15 protein-coding genes are annotated in these 19,067 nt (G+C 66.7%); 9 read left to right on the top strand and 6 right to left on the bottom strand.

Features of this window, described 5'->3' with window-relative positions:
• The 4 genes from deoD (at position 1) to J0A90_RS15290 (ending at position 2,845) form a co-directional block, all read left to right on the top strand.
• Positions 1-732 (top strand): purine-nucleoside phosphorylase, encoded by a 732-nt coding sequence (deoD, locus tag J0A90_RS15305; RefSeq protein ID WP_207031271.1) that lies wholly within the window; start codon positions 1-3, stop codon positions 730-732.
• Positions 725-1,159 carry a cytidine deaminase gene (gene cdd, locus J0A90_RS15300; RefSeq protein WP_233076838.1) on the top strand — a complete coding sequence of 145 codons (435 nt, stop codon included), beginning with the start codon at positions 725-727 and terminating at the stop codon, positions 1,157-1,159. Before deoD ends, cdd begins: the two co-directional genes overlap by 8 nt.
• Before the next feature lie 116 nt (positions 1,160-1,275).
• A complete protein-coding gene (locus J0A90_RS15295) occupies positions 1,276-2,448 on the top strand; it encodes a J domain-containing protein (protein WP_207031275.1) in 1,173 nt (390 codons plus the stop codon).
• The gene (locus tag J0A90_RS15290; protein ID WP_207031277.1) at positions 2,441-2,845 is read left to right on the top strand and encodes a hypothetical protein; all 405 of its coding nucleotides are present in this window, start codon (positions 2,441-2,443) and stop codon (positions 2,843-2,845) included. The genes J0A90_RS15295 and J0A90_RS15290 overlap by 8 nt, the downstream gene beginning before the upstream one ends.
• 241 nt (positions 2,846-3,086) lie before the next feature.
• On the opposite strand, the gene J0A90_RS15285 is transcribed toward J0A90_RS15290, so the two are convergent.
• A complete protein-coding gene (locus J0A90_RS15285) occupies positions 3,087-3,302 on the bottom strand; it encodes a DUF3820 family protein (RefSeq protein ID WP_035476064.1) in 216 nt (71 codons plus the stop codon).
• A gap of 213 nt (positions 3,303-3,515) precedes the next feature.
• On the opposite strand from J0A90_RS15285, the gene J0A90_RS15280 reads away from it, so the two are divergent.
• The 3 genes from J0A90_RS15280 to J0A90_RS15270 all read left to right on the top strand — a co-directional run bounded on the left by J0A90_RS15280 (position 3,516) and on the right by J0A90_RS15270 (position 8,277).
• Positions 3,516-5,090 (top strand): BCCT family transporter, encoded by a 1,575-nt coding sequence (locus J0A90_RS15280; protein ID WP_207031279.1) that lies wholly within the window; start codon positions 3,516-3,518, stop codon positions 5,088-5,090.
• Positions 5,087-7,111, top strand: a complete 2,025-nt coding sequence (locus tag J0A90_RS15275) for a CocE/NonD family hydrolase (protein ID WP_207031281.1) — start codon at positions 5,087-5,089, stop codon at positions 7,109-7,111. The genes J0A90_RS15280 and J0A90_RS15275 overlap by 4 nt, the downstream gene beginning before the upstream one ends.
• A 233-nt stretch (positions 7,112-7,344) precedes the next feature.
• The gene (locus J0A90_RS15270) at positions 7,345-8,277 is read left to right on the top strand and encodes a LysR substrate-binding domain-containing protein (RefSeq protein ID WP_207031283.1); all 933 of its coding nucleotides are present in this window, start codon (positions 7,345-7,347) and stop codon (positions 8,275-8,277) included.
• Between the two features lie 334 nt (positions 8,278-8,611).
• On the opposite strand, the gene J0A90_RS15265 is transcribed toward J0A90_RS15270, so the two are convergent.
• A complete protein-coding gene (locus J0A90_RS15265; protein WP_164673677.1) occupies positions 8,612-8,770 on the bottom strand; it encodes a hypothetical protein in 159 nt (52 codons plus the stop codon).
• A gap of 290 nt (positions 8,771-9,060) precedes the next feature.
• Positions 9,061-11,298, bottom strand: coding sequence for a mechanosensitive ion channel domain-containing protein (locus tag J0A90_RS18775; RefSeq protein WP_207031285.1), 2,238 nt, complete (start codon positions 11,296-11,298; stop codon positions 9,061-9,063).
• Between the two features lie 228 nt (positions 11,299-11,526).
• Here J0A90_RS18775 and J0A90_RS15255 point away from each other — a divergent pair, with 228 nt between their 5' ends.
• Complete coding sequence (locus J0A90_RS15255) at positions 11,527-12,291, top strand: SDR family NAD(P)-dependent oxidoreductase (RefSeq protein ID WP_035476059.1); 765 nt, start codon at positions 11,527-11,529, stop codon at positions 12,289-12,291.
• A gap of 38 nt (positions 12,292-12,329) precedes the next feature.
• Positions 12,330-13,889 (top strand): alpha,alpha-trehalase TreF, encoded by a 1,560-nt coding sequence (treF, locus tag J0A90_RS15250; protein ID WP_207031287.1) that lies wholly within the window; start codon positions 12,330-12,332, stop codon positions 13,887-13,889.
• A gap of 74 nt (positions 13,890-13,963) precedes the next feature.
• On the opposite strand, the gene glgB is transcribed toward treF, so the two are convergent.
• From glgB to J0A90_RS15235, 3 genes are all read right to left on the bottom strand, one after another.
• Positions 13,964-16,186 carry a 1,4-alpha-glucan branching protein GlgB gene (gene glgB, locus J0A90_RS15245; RefSeq protein ID WP_207031288.1) on the bottom strand — a complete coding sequence of 741 codons (2,223 nt, stop codon included), beginning with the start codon at positions 16,184-16,186 and terminating at the stop codon, positions 13,964-13,966.
• 45 nt (positions 16,187-16,231) lie between these two features.
• On the bottom strand, positions 16,232-18,454 hold the full coding sequence (gene glgX, locus J0A90_RS15240; RefSeq protein WP_207031291.1) for a glycogen debranching protein GlgX: 2,223 nt from the start codon (positions 18,452-18,454) through the stop codon (positions 16,232-16,234).
• Positions 18,455-18,571: 117 nt separating this feature from the next.
• Complete coding sequence (locus J0A90_RS15235) at positions 18,572-19,003, bottom strand: DUF2934 domain-containing protein (RefSeq protein ID WP_207031292.1); 432 nt, start codon at positions 19,001-19,003, stop codon at positions 18,572-18,574.
• Between the last annotated feature and the right edge of the window lie 64 nt (positions 19,004-19,067).

Below are 19,067 nucleotides of genomic sequence, written 5' to 3'. Positions count from 1 at the left end.
ATGCCAACCCCGCATATCGAAGCCCGCGAGGGCGACTTCGCCGACACCGTGCTGATGCCGGGCGACCCGCTGCGCGCCGAGTTCATCGCCGAGACCTTTCTCGACGATGTCGTCTGCGTCAACCGGGTGCGCAACATGCTCGGCTTCACCGGCACCTATCGCGGCCGCCGCGTTTCGGTGATGGGCAGCGGCATGGGCATCCCCTCGCTCTCCATCTACGCCAAGGAGCTGATCACCGAGTACGGCGTCCAGCGACTGGTACGCGTGGGCTCCTGCGGCGCGGTACGCGACGATGTCGACGTCAACGATATCGTCATCGGCATGGGTGCCTGCACCGACTCCGGCGTCAACCGCACCCGTTTCGGCGGCCACGATTTCGCCGCCATCGCCGACTTCGCCCTGACCCGCCACACGGTGGACGCCGCCCGCGAGCGCGGCACCCGGGTCAAGGTGGGCAACCTGTTCTCGGCGGATCTGTTCTATACCCCGGATGACGCCTTCTTCCACACCATGCAGCGCCACGGCATCCTCGGGGTGGAGATGGAAGCCGCCGGGCTCTATGGGGTGTGCGCCGAATTCGGTGCCCGCGCGCTGACCGTGTGCACCGTCTCCGACCACATCCTCAAACATGAAGCGCTCGACGCCCAGACCCGCCAGACCGGCTTCGCCGAGATGATGGCGATCACCCTGGAAGGGCTGCTGCGCGACGACCAGGAACCGAGCCATGACTGAGCCCAGCGACATCACGGTGCCCGAAAGCATTCGCCAGGCCGCACTCGCGGTGCGTGCCAACGCCTACGTACCCTACTCCGCCCACCCGGTGGGGGCGGTGCTGATCAGTGCCAGCGGCCAGACCTACGTCGGCTGCAACGTCGAGAGCGCCAACTACAAGGGGCTGTGCGCCGAGGCCAGCGCCATCGCCGCCCTGGTCTCCAACGGCGAGCAGCGTATCCGCGACATCTACGTGATCGGCCCCGGCGAGCACCTGTGCACCCCCTGCGGCGACTGCCGTCAGCGCATCCGGGAATTCGCCACTCCCGAGACCACGATCGTGGTCCTCGACGGCGACGGCCAGCCGCTCAAGCGCTACACCATGGACACACTGCTGCCCGACTCCTTCGGCCCGGAGAATCTCGCCAAGCCCTCGGGCATGCGCTGAGGCGCAGCGTCGATTGGCCGCTGCTTTCGAGGCTGACGTCGAGGGGGGCGATTTGGGTATACTCGGCGACAAACAACAGCTAACCGATGCGCCGCATCGGCTCATGCGGAACGCCCATGGTCGCCACCGGCTTCTCAGCCTTCGAGTCGCTGCTCGTCAAGAGCCCCCATCAGCGTGAGAGCGCCGAGCTCTTGCTGCTGTGCTGGGTGTTTGCCAACAAGCACGTGCCGCTCGATGAAGACCGCCGCTATCTCGAGCGCCTGGCCGCGCGCGCGCATCATCGCCGCGATCTCGAGACGCTGCTGGCGGCGGCCCGGCGACAGGATCTGGGCGACGTTCAGCTCGCCGCCGAGGTGCTGACCAAGGAGCAGTCCGGGCCGATCATCGCCTTTCTACGCCAGGCGGTCGTTGTTGCCACCAGTGACGGCGCGCTGAGTCTGCGCAACCACCATATCCTGCGTTTTCTGGCCGATCTCTGCGACGTTTCGCCGGATACCCTGCGCGCGCTCTACCGCGAGGTCACCGGGCGCACCCTGGCCGCCCCCGAGGATCTCAGCCACCGCAGCCACTGGCAGCCCGCCGAGCCGGAAGCCGAGGACACCGCAGAGGCCGAAGCCGGCGATACCGGCTCGACCCAGGCGCACGCCGGCGAGCCCCGTGCCTCCTGGCGCGACCGGGTCCGACGCTTGGCCGAGAACCAGTGGCGCGAGCACAAGCAGCAGCAACAATGGCGACGCCAGCAGGCGCAACAGGCCCGCGAGCGTGAGCAGCAGCGCGAGGCCGCCGCACAGGCCGAGCGCGAACGCCGCGCCCAGGCCCACGCCAAACGCCAGGCCGAGGCACAGGCTCAGCAGCGTGAACAGGCGCGGCGCCAGGCCGAGGCGGAAGCCCTGCGTCGCGAACAGGCTCAGCGCCAGCGCGAAGAAGCCGCACAGCGTCAACGCCAGGAGCAGCAGCGCCAGTACCAGGAACGCCAGCGCCGAGAGCGACAGCGCCAGGAGCAGGAAAGTCAGCACCAAGAGCAACAGCGCCAGTGGCAGCGCGAGCAGAGCCGGCAGCGCCAGCGCGCCGGTTTCGACGCGCCCTCCTACCCCATCCGCCGCGCGCTGATCGAACTGGAGCTGGACACCAGCGCCTCACCGCGGGAGATCAAACTCGCCTATCGGCGCCTGGCTCAGCGCCACCATCCCGACCGTTTCCATGGCCAGAGCGAGTGGCGGATCACCCTCGCCTCGCAGCGCTTCCAGCGCATCAAGAACGCCTACGACCTGTTGATGCAGCATGCGTGATCTCTACCTACGTCTCGGCGTTTCGCCCACCGCCAGCGCGGAAGAGATCGAGCGCGCTATCCGCGGCTGCGCCAATCAGTCGCTCAAGGCGGATGCCCAAGCCGCGCTAGGCTCGCCCGAGCGTCGCGCCGAATACGACGAGATGCACCAACTGCTCGGCGATATCGGTCGCCTGCGTGCCGGCCTGGGGCTGACCCACGCTCCGCATTGGCACGGCGACGCCGCCAACGACTTCTCGCCGCCCGGCGCCTCCTCCACCCGCCAGGCGCTGCTGACGCGCAAGCTCGATGTCGCCCTGCAGCAGTATCAGCGCCGCCGGCCCCGCCGCCTGTGGCTTGCCGTGGCCGTCAGCGTGGGGCTGGTGGTGGCCCATCTGCTCGGCAGGCTACTGGCCTAAGGAAACGCGGCATAAATGCCTGCGCGGACTCGGCGTCCCCAACGAATCGCTGCGTTGCGTGGTACTGGTGCGCCAGCCCGGTCGAACACTCGCCTAACCCCTTGTTATGTCTCGCGTGACGCGTTGCCTTCGGCAACTTGCCCTGACGGGCCGCCCTACGGGCGTTCTCTACGCGTTGCTTCGAGTCTGTGTTCCATACGCCTTGCGCTTCATCTCGCTCGTCGATTTATGTAGCGTTTCCCTAACCGCGGCGGCGCAGCGGTTCGAGCAGACCGCTGAGGCCGTTGTGGTCGATCTCGTGCATCAGCGCCAGCAGCTGACCGATCTCGCCGCGGGGAAAGCCCTCACGGGCGAACCAGGCCAGATAGGGGCCGGGCAGATCGGCGATCAGACGGCCTTCGTACTTGCCGAACGGCATGCGCACGCTCACCAGCTTTTTCAGATCCTCGGGTTCCATCGTCGCTCCTGGGTCGCTCCGCCATTTCGCAGGCAGCCCATCCTACCGGGATCGTCGCGCGGCTGCCTGCCGGCACGGCATGCGTCGAGCGCATACCCCCATACCGAGATGCCGCTTGAAAGGCGGCCGGTAGCAGCGGTTAGGGTATATCCACATGACGACAGCGCATGCTGCGCGCCTGCCGCCACACGATAACGATAACCGGAGATGGGTATGCAAACCTCGCTGCGGCCGCTGGTGTTCTGGCCGACCTTCCTGATCCTGCTGGGCGCCGTGATCGCCAGCTATGTCGATCTCGACGCCTTCCTCGCCACCGCCAGCGCACTCAACGCCGCGGTGCTCGACAACTTCTCGTGGCTGTTCAGCCTGGGCAGTCTCTATCTGCTTATCATGGCGCTGATCGTCTACTTCTCACCCCTCGGCCGCGTGCGCATCGGCGGCGCCGAGGCCACCCCGCTGCTCTCGCCGCTGCGCTGGTTCTCGATCACCTTGTGCACCACCCTGGCGGTGGGGGTCCTGTTCTGGACCACCGCCGAGCCGCTCTATCACTATATGGGGCCACCGGCGTCCTCCGGCATCGAGGCCGGCTCCAGTGACGCCATGCTGTTCGCCATGTCGACCCTGTTCCTGCACTGGTCCTTCACCCCCTATGCGATCTACGCCGTGCCGGCGCTGATCTTTGCCCTGGCCTTCTACAACCTGCGCCTGCGTTTCTCGATCTCGAGCATGCTGGAGCCGCTGTTCGGGCCGCGGGTGAAGCGCTTCTCCGGGCTGATCGATGCGGTGTCGCTGTATGCCCTGGTCGCCGGCATGGCGTCGTCGCTGGGCACCGGGGCGCTGACCCTGGCCGGTGGCGTGGGTCAGTACCTGGGTGGCGAGACCAGCCCGCTGCGCCTGGGCGTGATCATCGCCGTCATCGTAGTCACCTTCGTGCTCTCCGCCGCCAGTGGCCTGCAGAAGGGTATCGCCCGGCTGTCGTCGCTGAATGCGGCGCTGCTGCTGATACTCGGCGCCTTCGTGTTCGTGGTCGGCCCCACGGTCTTCTGTCTGGCCTTGGGGGTGGAGTCGTTCGGCGTCTATCTCGACAACTTCTTCACCAAGAGCCTGTTCACCGGCGCCGCGGGCAACGATCAATGGCCGCAGTGGTGGTCGATCTTCTACTGGGCGGTTTGGTTCGCCTGGGCGCCGGTGGCGGCGCTGTTCCTGGGCAAGATCTCGCGCGGCTACACGGTGCGCCAGTTCCTGCGCGTGAATCTGCTCTACCCGGCGCTGTTCGCCTGTGTCTGGATCCTGATCTTCTCGGGCACCGCACTCTACTTCCAGTCTCATCTGGGAGCCGGCGAGAGCGGTGTCGACCTCTACGCCGTGCTCGATCAGCGCGGGGTGGAAAACGTGCTCTACGAGCTCTTCCGCCACCTGCCGCTGTCCCAGGTGTGGGTGCCGCTGCTGCTGTTCATCGCCTATATCTCCTACGTGACTGCCGCCGACTCGCAGACCGACGCCATCGGCAATCTCTGCACCCGCGGCCTGACCGCCGACTCCGATCTCAACGCCGGGGTCGCCATGAAGGTGATCTGGGGCGTGATCGTCGGCATCGTCTCCTGGGTGATGGTCAGTTTCGTCGGGATCGACGGCATCAAGATGCTCTCCAATCTCGGCGGCCTGCCGTCGATGCTGATCGTGCTGCTCGCCTCCGGCTCGCTGTGGGTGTGGCTCAAGCACCCCGAACGGCTCGGCGCCGTGGCGACACCTTCGACTCCTTCCCGCACAGCCAAGGACCCGGCATGAAGATCAAGCAGGACTTTCCCCACCGCGTTCGCGAGATCGAGAATCAGTGGATCACGCTCGCCGACGGCACCCGACTGGCAGCCAGGATCTGGTTACCCAAAAACGCCGAAGCGGCCCCGGTGCCGGCGATTCTCGAGTATCTGCCCTACCGCAAGCGCGACGGCACCGCGGCGCGCGACGAGCTCACCCACCCCTGGCTCGCCGGCCATGGCTACGCCTGCGTGCGCGTCGACATGCGCGGCAACGGCGAGTCCGACGGTTTGATGGAAGACGAGTATGCACCCCAGGAGCAGGCCGATGCGCTGGAAGTGATCGACTGGATCGCCGCACAGCCGTGGTGCAGCGGCAAGCTGGGCATGATGGGTATCTCCTGGGGGGGCTTCAACAGCCTGCAGCTGGCCGCGCTCAGACCCGAACCGCTCAAGGCGATCATCACCCTGTGCTCCACCGACGACCGCTACGCCGACGATATCCACTACAAGGGCGGCAACATGCTGCTGGAGAATCTGGGCTGGGCGGCGACCATGCTGAGTTTCTCGGCTGCGGTGCCCGATCCGGCGCTGGTCGGCGAGCGCTGGCGCGAGATGTGGAAACACCGGCTCGACAACATGCCGCTGCTGGCCGAGCCCTGGCTGCGCCACCAGCAGCGCGACGCCTACTGGCAGCACGGCTCGATCTGCGAGAACTATGCCGACATCGAGGCTGCGGTCTACATGATCAGCGGCTGGGCGGACTCCTACATCAACACCATTCCGCGGATGATGGAGCACCTCTCCTGCCCGAAAAAGGCGCTGCTCGGGCCCTGGATGCACAAGTACCCCCACTTCGCGATTCCCGACCCGGCCATCGGCTTTCTGCAGGAGGCGCTGCGCTGGTGGGACTACTGGCTCAAGGATATCGACACCGGGATCATGGACGAGCCGCCCTGCACCTTCTACCTGCAGGATGGCCTGCCGCCGGCGCCCAAGTATCTCGAGCGTCCGGGCCAGTGGGTGCAGACCAGCGCCTGGCCCGCCCCGGCCGAAGAAATCACGTGGCAGCCGCTCGTGCTGGGTGATGCCGGCCTGACACGGGAAGGACATCTGAGCGCGGCGCGCGCGATCGCCTCGCCGCTGACCGCCGGCGCGCTACAGGGTGAATACATTCCGCTGTGGTTCGGCGCCGACTTCCCGCCGGATCAGCGCCGCGACGACGGCCTGGCGCTGACCTTCGACTCCGCGCCCTACGCCGAGGGGCTCGATCTGCTCGGCCAGCCGCGACTGCGCGCCAGCCTGAGCAGCGCCGAAGATTGTGGCCAGCTGCATGTGCGCCTGTGCGATGTGGCTCCCAGCGGCGAGAGCGCGCTGATCAGCTACGCCACCCTCAACCTCGCCCTGCGCGACGACCCCGCCACGCTCACCCCGCCGGTGCCCGGCGAGCGCATGGAGATCGACCTGGCGCTGGATCTGATCGGTTACCGGCTGCCCCCAGGGCACCGTCTGCGCCTGGCGCTTTCCAGCGCCAGCTTCCCGCTGGTATGGTCGCCGCGGCGGCGCGCCGATCTCACCCTCGAGGCCGGCACGCCGACGCTGTCACTGCCGATCTGCCAGGCGCCCTACGTGGCGATGCCGTTCGCACCACCGGAGAGCGCGGCGCCATGCCGGATCGAGACCCTGCGCCCGGGCCACCCGCGACGCACCCTCAGCGAGGATGTCGGCAGCGGCGAAGTGACGGTGACGGTAGAGGACGACATGGGCGATATCCGCTTCGAAGATCACAGCCTGCGCGTCGAGCAGCGCGCGAAAGAGGTCTATTCGAGCCACCCCAGCGACGCCACCCGCACCCGCGCCGATATCGAGTGGACCTATCGCGCCAGTCGTGAGGAGGGCGCGGGCCAGTTCTCGGTGGCGGTGACCAGCCGCTATCATCTGCACTGCGACGAGACCACCTTCTACCTGAGCGCCGAGCAGATCGCCCACGAGGGCGAGACACTGGTCAGCGAGAAGCGCTGGCGTCGCAACATTCCACGTCGCGCCATCTGAGTGTCCCGGCCAAGGGTTTGTACGAAAAGTCAGCGAGCGAAGGCAAGACAAGGCAAAAATCGGCGAAAACGCGGAGTTTACGGAGTGTAAATGAGCATTTTGAGCCGATTTTTAACACCGTATTGCCGAGCGCAGGTAGTTTTCGTACAAAGCCTAGGGCCTCACGCGCCGGCAGTGGCATGAATGACTCATGCTATGCTCCGGAGCCGAGAGACCTCGGTTCCGGACGCCCCATGCCCACTCGCGACGTGCTTCCCCCGCTGGCCTGCCTGCGCGCCTTCGAGGCGGCCGCGCGCCATTCGAGCTTCACCCAGGCCGGCAGCGAGCTCAGCCTGACCCAGAGCGCGGTCAGCCGCCAGATCAAGCGCCTCGAAGCGGATCTCGGCCGACCGCTGTTCGAGCGTCAGCACGACGGCCTGCGCCTGACCCCGGCCGGCGATCACTACTTCCGCGTGGTACAGCGGCTGCTGCGCGAACTGCGCGACGAGACCGCACGCCTGCGCCGGCGCGGCGACGACCGCCAGTTGACGCTGGCCTCGAGCCCGACCATCGCCTCGATCTGGCTGGCGCGGCAGCTGCCCGATTTCCAGCAGGCGCACCCTGAGATCGAGATTCGCGTGCTCACCGTCGAGGACCCCTATCGGCTCGATCTGGCCGAATTCGATCTCGGCATCTACTACCACATCCCCAACGAAGTCGACCCGCCTGGACTCGAGGCCAGCCCGATCTTCGCTGAGGAGCCTGTCGCCGCGGTGTGCAGCCCGGTCTATCTGGCTCGTCACGGCGGGATCACCGACCCCGCCGACCTGCTCGCCCGCCACACCCTGATGGTGGTGGAGGATCACTACCGCGACTGGCTGACCTGGGAGCACTGGTATCGCGCTCTCGGCTTCGCCTGGCAGCCGCCGCTGCACACCCTGCGCGCCAACAGCTTTCAGCTGTTGATGAACGCCACCCTCGCCGGTCAGGGGGTCACCCTCGGCTGGATGCGGCTGCTCGCGGCCGAGCTCGATCAGGGCCATCTGGTCCAGGCGCTGCCCGACACCCTGCCCAGTCGCGGGCGGCTGGCACTGCTGACGCCGACCCACCGCCACCTGACCGAACCCATGCGCGCCTTTCGCGACTGGGTGCTGGCCGATGCCGGCCCGGCTCGCTCGCAGGAATGACGCCGCCACTGCGCCTCTACATCACTACACCACTACGTTCCACTCGGGCCGTGACGCAGGCAGAGACAGTGCGAGTGAGACGATGACGCCGTATGAGTGAGACGGCGAGACAGTGGGATAGGAACGCCGAGACAGTGGGATAGCGAGGAAAGGTCAGGAAAGGTAGAGCGGTGAAGCGCGGACGCGACATAGCTTGAAAGCGCAGCGCCTCGCCGGAGCGTGCAAGCCGCGCCATGACGGCGCGGCCTAGCGTATGCAAACAACTACCGTATGCACTCAATCTGAGCGAGGCGATGCCGCAAGCGCAGTAACGCCATCGAGGAGAGTGCGTGCCTCAGGCGCGCTGACGCGCGGCGTTCGGCATATCGTCAGTGGCACCGACGCGCTCGCGCGCCACCGGCGTGTTCTTGTCGCTGCGGCACAGGCGCAGCGCCACGAAGAGCCCAAAGGCGCCGAAACCGAAGGCGATCGCGAAGATGCTGAGAAGAGTCATGACGTGCCCTGCCTGTCGGTTCGTTGCCTGGTGGCCACCGCGCGCCCGCGCCGGTGACGATCGTTACCCTGCGTTATCGTCCGGATACACAAAAACTTGAATTCTGACGCAGCGTAGCAATTTGGCAGCGATTATTTACCTTACACCCCTGCTTTCGCAACACGACTTTGGCCAAATCCCGCGGATCACTCCGTTACCGCACCCTGCTCAGCGCCCTCGCGACGCCCTGCCGCCGGATAAGCCCATATCATCTAGCGGTTGTAAAAGGCGTTCTTAGCACTGGACACACCTTACTGCGGATCGGGCTCGCCAGGATTGGTGATCGCCTCGCGCAGCGAGTCGTCGGACGGCGTATCCCCCTGCGCCGCACGGCTCTCCTCCATCACCACGCTCATCCGCGGCATGCCCAGGTCGAGTCCCTGCTCATCGAAGCGCTGCTTGAGACGCAGATTGAACGCCCGCGCCACGTCCCACTGCATGACCGGTGCGGTGCGCATGCGGATGCGCAGAATGGCGGCGCCGGCATCGAAGCTCTCGATTCCCTGTACCTCCAACGGCGACCAGATGTGGTGGCGCATCATCGGGTCGTTGCGCAGCTCGTCGGCGATGCTGCGCATGGTCTCGATCGCGTCGTCGATCTTCATCTGATGGCCGATGCGGATACGCAGCAGCGCAATGCCGAACTCACGCGAGTAGTTCTGGATGCCCTGGATCTGGCTGAATGGAATGATGTGCACGATCCCATCCAGGTCGCGCAGCTTCACGGTGCGGATGCTCAGCGCCTCGACCGTGCCCATGTGGCTGCCGAGGTTGACGAAATCGTCGATCGCCAGCGAATCCTCGATCAGGATGAACAGCCCGGTGATCAGGTCCTGCACCAGGGTCTGGGCGCCGAAGCCCACCGCCAGACCGATCACCCCGGCACCTGCCAGCAGCGGCGTGACGTTCACGCCGAGATTGGCCAGGGCGATGATCGCGGCGATCACCGCAATGGTGACGAAGATGGTGTTGCGCAACAGCGGCGTGATCGTCTGCGCCCGGGCACTGGCATTGGCGCGCCGGCCGTGGCGCCGGCTGCTCTTGCGCAGGGCGTGCTGGACCGCGGTATCGGCCAGGATCCACACCAGCCAGGCGACCAGAAAGGTCAGCCCCAGCCCCAGCAGGCTGCGGGCGATCTGCTGGCCGATACCGGCACTGCCGCTCACCGCCCACAGCGAGGTTCCCCAGACCCGCATCGCCAGTTCGAGAAAGACCAGCCAGGCCAGCAGATGGGCCAGGGTGAAGCCGAAGCGGATCAGACGGGCCGAGTACTCCGAGAGGCGCTTGTCCTGACTCTTCTCGCGCTGACGGTGGATCAGCCCCGAGATCACCAGCGTGGCAATCATCATGCCCGCGGTCACCAGCGCACGGAAGAAGGCGCTGCGCGAGTCCTCGGCCGAGGTCACCATGGCGATCAGCGAGACCAACACCATGACCAGGATGGGGATGTGCCAGATGCGGCTGAACAGGCGTAGAAGCTCGGTAGTGGCGCGGCGCTCCTGCCGCTGGGTGTAGGGGCGGTTGCGCATCAGGTGACGGAACGGCCGCCGGAAGAGCAGGACGAAGGCTGCAAGCAGCAGTGCCGCGCAGACGTTGGCCAGCAGTGACACGAACGCCATCAGCCCACGCCCAAGCGGCTCCACCACGGCGGCCGAGTTGGAAGCATCGCCCAGTGCCACCAAGGCGCCGAGGGCGAACAGCCAGGGCGCCCCGCGCTGGCGCAGGATGCGCAGCGCGGTATGCCGATGCCCGCTGCCGAACAGCGAGAAGACGATCTCGCACACCGCGGCGAACACCGCCCCGCACAGGGTGACATAGGCCATCACCATGGCCAGGGTGACGCCGATGGTATCCGAGGTCGCCTGGTGCACCGCCACCAGCGCCACGCCGAACCCCAGCGCCAGCGGTACCACTCGTCGTGCTAGGTGGCGCACCAGCATCCAAGTAGTGGGCTCCTGTGGCAGCGTCCAGAGCAGCCCCAGGCGTTTGACCAGCGCGCGCCACAGCGCCGACACCCCCAGCGTCACCCCGACCCATAGCGCGGTGACCCAGAGCAGATCGAGCAGCGCCATGGGTACGCGGCCGCCATCCCCCCAGAGCCGCTCCAGATCGTTGCCGGCCTGCTCGACCCGATAGCCCCAGTAGTTGATCGGGTTGTCCAGACCATCGCGTTCGAGCACCGAGAACGACTGCGCCAGCGCCCCCAGCAGGCCGCCGGCGGCAGGTTCGTCCTGGGCCTCGGCGGCGGTCGCCTGGCGCAGCTGCTTGAGGCTGTCGAGCAGGGCCTGGCGCTGCTCGCTGTTCTCCAGCGTGGCGATGATCTGGTCCAGCGAACTCTCCAACTCCTGGGCGCTGGGCGCCTGCGAGGTCGCCGCACGCTTCTCCTCAGCCCCGACCAGCGAGGCCAGGGACTGCGCCATGACCGGCTGGCTCAGCGCGACCAGCAGCGCCACCAGCACGCCCAGGCCCCCTCGTATCCATGCTCTCACAGTGACTCCTGTCGTCGTCTCTTCCGGATCCCATCATGCTATCCGCACGGCGCACGAACAACGCCACCGGCGCGGCGTTGCACCACATCGACGCCCTACCGAAGCACGGCATCGCCGCGCCATCGGCGCAGATGCTCTATCTTCAATCCCAAGTCCTACGATTTCCTCAGGCCTTACGACTTTACTCACGTTGCGGACCGCACCCGGTCCCCACAGCAGGAGCAGCACATGCGTCTCGCAGGCAAGGTAGCACTGGTCACCGGCAGCACTCAGGGCATCGGCCGCGCCATCGCCGAGCGCCTGGCCCAGGAGGGCGCCGATATCGTGGTCAGCGGCAGCCGTCCTTCCGAGCGCGCCGAGGAGACCGCCGAGCGCGTGCGTCGGCACGGGCGCCGCGCCGCCATCGTCACCGGCGATATCTCCCAGGTGGAGACCAACCGCCGGCTGATCGACGAAAGCGTCGAGGCGCTGGGACGGCTCGATATTCTGGTCAACAACGCCGGGCTGGAGATCGATGCGCCCTTCTGGGAGGTGACCGAGGCCGACTACGACAAGGTGCTCGATACCAATCTCAAGGGAGTATTCTTCACCACCCAGGCGTTCGTGCGCTATCTGCGCGGTGTCGGCCGCGGCGGGCGGGTGATCAACTTGAGTTCGGTGCACGAGGATCTGCCCTTCCCTGGCTTTACCAGCTACTGCCTGGCCAAGGGCGGGCTGCGCATGCTCACGCGCAATTTGGCGATCGAGCTGGCACCGCTGGGAATCACCGTCAATGGCGTCGCCCCCGGGGCGATCAAGACGCCCATGAACAGCGCCCTCGACGAGGATCCCGAGAAGCTCAGACATCTGCTCGGCAATATCCCGCTCAACCGCCTAGGGCGCTCGGAAGACGTCGCCGGCGTGGTGGCGTTTCTCGCCTCAGAGGATGCCGATTACATGACCGGAACGTCCTTGCCGGTAGACGGGGGCCTACTTTGGCAGTATGAAGAGTAGATCCACTTTACCGCTGAGCGTGCCGCAGAGGAGCGATGATGCCGACAAGCCTCCAGGCCACCACCGACCGGGACACCTACCACGACGCCGCCGTCACCCCGCATGACCGCTTCGGCGAGCTGTTCGAAGCGGTAGCGCTGGCGCACCTGTTCGAGGACTCCAAAACCTTCGCCGACAGCGTACCGCGGGTGCCGCCGCAGCAGATCATGCAGGCCTACGAAGCCCAGCGCGACAACCCCGATTTCGATCTGCGCGCCTTCGTCGATGCCCACTTCGAGGAGGACCCGATCGCCTGCAGCGGCTACGAGGCGGACACCAGCGACGACATGGTCACCCATATCGATCGCCTGTGGCCGGCACTCACGCGCAACTCCCGCGAGCATCCGCTATGGTCGTCGCTGCTCTCGCTCTCCCACGACTATGTGGTACCCGGCGGGCGCTTTCGCGAGTTCTACTACTGGGACTCCTACTTCACCATGCTGGGGCTCGCCGCCAGCGGCGAAGATCGGCTGCTGTGCGCGGTGGCCGACAACTGCGCCGATCTGATCGCCCGCTACGGCCACATGCCCAACGGCAATCGCAGCTATTATCTGAGCCGCTCGCAGCCGCCGATCTTCTCGATGATGGTGGCGCTGCTCGAACAGCGCGGCCAGCGCCGTGCGGTCGACTACCTGCCGCAGCTCAAGCGCGAGTATGCCTTCTGGATGCATGGCGAGGCCCAGCTCAAGCCGGGCGAGGCCCATCGCCGCTGCGTGCGCCTCGACGACGAGTGCTGGCTCAACCGCCACTGGGACGACCGCGCCACCCCGCGCGAGGAGTCCTATCGCGAAGACTACGAGCTGGCCCAGGCTTCGTCGCGCCCGGCGGAGCAGGTCTACCGCGATCTGCGCGCCGGCGCCGAGAGCGGCTGGGACTTCAGCGGCCGCTGGCTCGACGATACCCGCGAGCTGCACACCATCCGCACCACCGCTTTCATTCCGGTCGAGCTCAACTCGCTGCTCTACCACCTCGAGTATCTGCTCGGGCAGCTGTGTGCCGATGTCGGCGAAGAGTCCGAGGCCGGACACTACCGCGAGCGTGCCGAACGCCGGCGCATGGCGATCGATCGCTATCTGTGGTGCGAGGAGCGCGGCGCCTACTATGACTACGACTGGCAGCGCGGCTGCCGCAGCATCCATCTCACCGCGGCCTGCGTGGTGCCGCTCTACCTGCAGCTCGCCTCACCCGGCCAGGCCGAACGCGTGGTCAACGTGGTGGCGCAGCGCCTGCTCGCCCCCGGCGGGCTAGTCACCACCGAGATCAACGACAGCGGCCAGCAGTGGGACCACCCCAACGGCTGGGCACCGCTGCAGTGGATGGCGATCGAGGGCTTTCGCCACTACGGATTCCACGACGTGGCGGAGGATCTGGCCGAGCGCTGGCTGTCGCTGGTCTACGACCTCTACCGGCGCGAGCACAAGCTGGTGGAAAAGTACGTGCTCTACCCCGGGGCCGAGTTCGCGCGCGGCGGCGAATACCCGCTGCAGGATGGCTTTGGCTGGACCAACGGCGTCACCCGGGCGCTGCTGGCGCAGCGTGACGGCATGGTCGTCGGCTAGGATCTATGCCGGACCGCGGAGCGCGGTAGCGCTCACCCGGACCGAGGTACGGCGAGGTACGGCCCGGACGAACCTCACGCCGGCGGCAGCAACGCGATCACCGCCAGCGGCGGCAGCGTCAGCACCAGCGACTGCGCCTCGCCGTGGCAGGCGGTCGCTTCGCTCTCGAGACCACCGGCGTTACCGATATTACTGCCGCCATAGTGCTCGGCATCGGAGTTGAAGCGCTCGGTCCAGTGCCCCGCGGTGGGCACCCCGATGCGGTAGCCGGTCAGCGTCTGCGGGGTCATGTTGGCCACCGCCAGCACCCGCTGCCCGTCGCCATCCAAACGCCACCAGGCGAACACGCTGTTGACGTTGTCGTCGCCGATCACCCAGCGGAACCCCGCCGCCTCGGTATCGCGGGCGTGCAGCGCCGGGCGCTCGCGGTAGAAAGCGTTGAGGTCGCGCACCAGACGCTGAATGCCGGCATGGCTGGGGTACTGCAGCAGCCACCAGTCCAGCTCGCGGTCGTGGCTCCACTCCCGCCCCTGGGCGAACTCGCAGCCCATGAACAGCAGCTTCTTGCCGGGATGCAGCCACATGAAAGCGAGGTAGGCACGCAGGTTGGCGAAGCGCTGCCACTCGTCGCCGGGCATCTTGTCGATCAGCGAGCCCTTGCCGTGAACCACCTCGTCGTGCGAGATCGGCAGCACGAAGCGCTCGTGGAAGGCATAGACCAGCCCGAAGGTGAGCTGGTCGTGATGGTAGCGGCGATAGAGCGGGTCGTGGCTCATGTAGCTCAGGGTGTCGTGCATCCAGCCCATGTTCCACTTGTAGCTGAAGCCCAGCCCGTCGTGCGCCACCGGCGCGGTGACCCCGGGCCAGGCGGTCGACTCCTCGGCGATCACCACGGCACCGGGCACCTCTTCGGCGACCACCTGGTTGAGGTGCTGCAGAAAACCCATCGCCTCCAGGTTCTCCGAACCACCGCGGTGGTTGGGAATCCACTCGCCCTCGCGCCGTGAGTAGTTGCGATAGAGCATCGACGCGACCGCGTCCACGCGCAGCCCGTCGATGTGAAAATGCCGCAGCCAGTGCAGGGCCGAGGCGAGCATGAAGCCGTGCACCTCGCGTCGGCCCAGATTGTAGATATAGGTGTTCCAGTCCTGGTGATAGCCCTCGAACGGGTGGGCGTACTCGTAGAGCGCAGTGCCGTCGAAGCGCGCGAGTCCATGCGGGTCGGAGGGGAAGTGACCAGGCACCCAGTCGAGCAGAACCCCGACGCCGGCCCGGTGACAGGCATCGATGAAAGCGGCGAACTCGGCCGGCGTGCCGAAGCGCCCGCTGGGGGCGAACAGCGACAGCGGCTGATAGCCCCAGGAGCCGCCGAACGGATACTCCATGATCGGCATCAGCTCGATATGGGTGAAGCCCATCTCGACCACGTAGGGGATCAGGGTGTCGATCAGATCGGGCCAACGGTAGATTTCGCCCTCGTCACCGCCGTGCTTACGCCACGAGCTCACATGCAGCTCGTAGATCGAGATCGGGGCGTCGGCCGCCTGACGCTCGCTGCGGCGGGCAAGCCAGGCGTCGTCACCCCAGTCGAAGGGCGTGGCATCCGCCACCACCGAGGCGGTCAGCGGCGGCGCCTCGGTGGAGAGCGCCACCGGGTCGGCCTTGAGCAACGACTCGCCATTGACGTCGATCAACGCGAACTTGTAGCGCTCGCCTGCCCCGATCGCGGGAATGAAGATCTCCCACACGCCTGCCGGATAGCGGCAGCGCATGCCGTGGCGGCGGGTGTCCCAGCCGTTGAAGTCCCCCACCACCGCCACGCGCTGGGCGTTGGGCGCCCACACCGCGAAACGCACCCCGGCGACGCCGTCGCAGGTCATCACCTGGGCTCCCAGACACTCGCCCAGGCGCCGATGCGTGCCCTCACCGAGCAGATGCAGATCGATGTCGCCGAGCAGCAGCGGGAAGGCGTAGGGGTCGGCGCAGAGCTGCTCGCCGTCGGGCCAGCGAATGCGCAGGCGGTAGGCGCTCGGTGCCGCCAGCTCGCCCACGAACAGCCCCTCGATGGGCCCTGTTCGACACGTCCCCAGTGAGCGATCACTGTCGCTACAGACCAGGGTTACCGACTCGGCGCCGGGCAAGTAAGCGCGCACTTCGACCTGACCATCGTCACGCGCGTGCGGTCCCAGCAGCGCGAACGGGTTGGCGAGCGTGCCGCGCGCCAGCGCCTCCAGGTCGGCGGCCGCGAGGCCCGCGGCATGCGCTGCTCGGGCTGAGCTTGATTCACGGCGGGTCATACCCACTCCTCATCGATGCATGGCGGCGGCGGGCGTCGCCGGGTATCAGGCTGCGGCATCGTCGCTCTCCTGCAGCTCGAACAGCGACAGGCTGCGCGAGGCGACCCGATACTCGCTGCCGATCTCGCAGCTCACGTCCGCCGCCGCCGGGTCGAAGGTATCGATGCGCCGCACCCAGGCCCTGCCGCCCGGCACCGCCGGCAGCACGAAATCGCAGTCGTCATCACCGGCATTGAGCGCCAGCAGCACCGTGATGTCGTTGCCGAGGCGGCAGATACCGGTGGGCTGGGCGTGACCGTTGAGAATCACCCCGATCGCCTTGGCCTCGGCATCGTGCCAGTTGTCGACCGTCATCTCCTCGGCCGCCGGGGTGAGCCAGGTGACGTCCTTGATATCGAGCGTCTCGTTGCGCTTGCCGTTCATGAAACGGCCACGCTGCAGGATCGGGTACTGGCGGCGCAGGCGGATCAACTGCTGGGTGAAGGCGAGCAGCTCGCGCCCCTCGTCGGAGAGGTTCCAGTCGACCCAGCCGATCTCGCTATCCTGGCAATAGGCGTTGTTGTTGCCACCCTGGGTGCGCGCGAACTCGTCGCCGGCCAGCAGCATCGGGGTACCTTGGGAAAGAATCAGGGTCGCCAGCAGGTTGCGCATCTGACGCATGCGCAGCGCGCGGATCTCGGCGTCGTCGGTCTCGCCCTCGACGCCGTGGTTCCATGACACGTTGTCGTCATGCCCGTCGCGGTTGTCCTCGCCGTTGGCCTCGTTGTGCTTGTCGTTGTAGCTGACCAGATCGCGCAGAGTGAAGCCATCGTGGGCGGTGATGAAGTTGATCGACGAGAACGCCTTGCGCCCACGGTGATCGAACAGATCGGCCGAGGCGGTGAGGCGGTTGGCGAAGGCCGCCAGACGCCCCTCATCGCCGCGCCAGAAAGCACGCATGTCGTCACGGAAACGGTCGTTCCACTCCGCCCAGCCGGGCGGGAACTTGCCCACCTGATAGCCGCCGGGGCCGCAGTCCCAGGGTTCGGCGATCAGCTTGCACTGAGACAGCAGCGGATCCTGGCGGCAGGCGTCGAGGAACCCTCCGCCCTCGTCGAAACCATCGGCCTCGCGCCCCAGAATGGTCGCCAGGTCGAAACGAAAGCCGTCGACCCGCATCTCCTGGGCCCAGTAGCGCAGCGAGTCGGTGACCATTTGCAGCACCCGTGGGTGCGATAGATTGAGGGTGTTGCCGGTGCCGGTATCGTTGATGTAATGGCGCCGCTCATCGGGCATCAGGCGGTAGTAGGAGGCGTTGTCGATGCCGCGCAGCGAGAGCGTCGGCCCCATCTCGTTGCCCTCGGCGGTGTGGTTGTAGACCACGTCGAGCAGCACCTCGATATCGGCGGCGTGGTAGCGCGCTACCATCTGCTTGAACTCGCTGATGTTCTCGGTCGCCATGTAACGCGGGTGCGGGACGAAGAAGGCCAGGGTGTTGTAGCCCCAGTAGTTGTGCAGCCCATTCTCCTGCAGGTGACGGTCGTCGGCGAAGGCGTGGATCGGCATCAGCTCCAGCGACGAGATGCCCAGCGCCTTGAGATAGTCGATCACCTCCGGCACTGCCAGCCCCGAGAAGGTACCGCGCAGCTCCTCGGGTACCGCCGGGTGGCGCATGGTGTAGCCGCGCACATGGGTCTCGTAGATCACGGTGTCGCTCCACGGCACCAGGATCTCGGTCGAGCGGCCCCAGGTGAAGGCAGGGTCGATCACCCGACAGCGCGGCATGAAGGGCGCACTGTCGCGCTCGTCGAAACTCAGGTCGCCCTCCTCGTGACCGATGGTGTAGCCGTAGAGCGCATCGTCCCATACCAGCTCGCCCACCAGCTGCTTGGCATAGGGGTCGATCAGCAGCTTGTTCGGGTTGAAGCGGTGCCCGGCCTGCGGGTCGTACGGGCCGTGCACGCGATAGCCGTAGAGCTGTCCCGGCCGCGCGTCGGGTAGGTAGCCGTGCCACACCTCGTCGGTGTACTCCGGCAGCGAGATACGCTCGACCTCGTGCTCGCCGCTTTCATCGAACAGGCACAGCTCGACCCGAGTGGCGCTGGCCGAGAACAGCGCGAAGTTGACGCCCAGACCGTCCCAAGTCGCCCCCAGCGGATACGGCAGCCCTTCCTGGATACGCGAACTCTGCACCACGCCCCCCTGGATCGCGATGCCGCTGCTCTCTGCCTCTCCGCCGCGCAGGTCGACCTCGAACCGGGCGCCATTCTCGTACTCATTCTGTCTCATGCATGACTCTCCGGGAGAACCTTGGGCGTTGTCTGGATACTGCCTGTACGGGTCGACTCGACGGCCAGCGTCGTGACGATCGGGTGCGTCTCGATCTCGGCCTGAATGTCGTCAGCCTCAGGCGCCGTCGTCGGGCTTGCGTGGCTTGCGCGCACGCGGCGTCTTGGGCTTGGCCGAGGCATCGGACGCGGGCTTGGCTGCGGGCTTCTTGGCGCTAGGCTTGCGCGGCGCGGGCTTCGCCGGCGGCTGAACCGGATGCACCTCGACGCCGGTGTCCTCCTCCTTCAGCGCTTCGGTCTCGGGGTCGTCCAGCGGCAGGCGCTGCTCGTCGATACCCTGCTCGTCCGCTTCCAACGGCAGCTCCTCGCCCTCGAAGATGGGCGATTCGTCATGCGCCGGCTCCCACTCCTGCTCCTCTTCGCGCGCGTTCTCGGCCTCGACGATGCGCTCGGCCATGGCCCAATGACGCGCCTCCTGACCCTCCGGTCGTCCTTCCGACTCCCAGATCCGGTAGGCCAGCATTCTGACTCTCTGCTCGCGATTGCTCATGACGATCTCTCCCTAAGCGAATTGACGAAGATGAGGCAATCCCTGCCTCGCGGTGACCAAGGGT

Source organism: Salinicola sp. DM10, from assembly GCF_017306975.2.
Classification (GTDB): domain Bacteria; phylum Pseudomonadota; class Gammaproteobacteria; order Pseudomonadales; family Halomonadaceae; genus Salinicola.
This window is presented reverse-complemented; position numbering and strand designations above follow the sequence as displayed.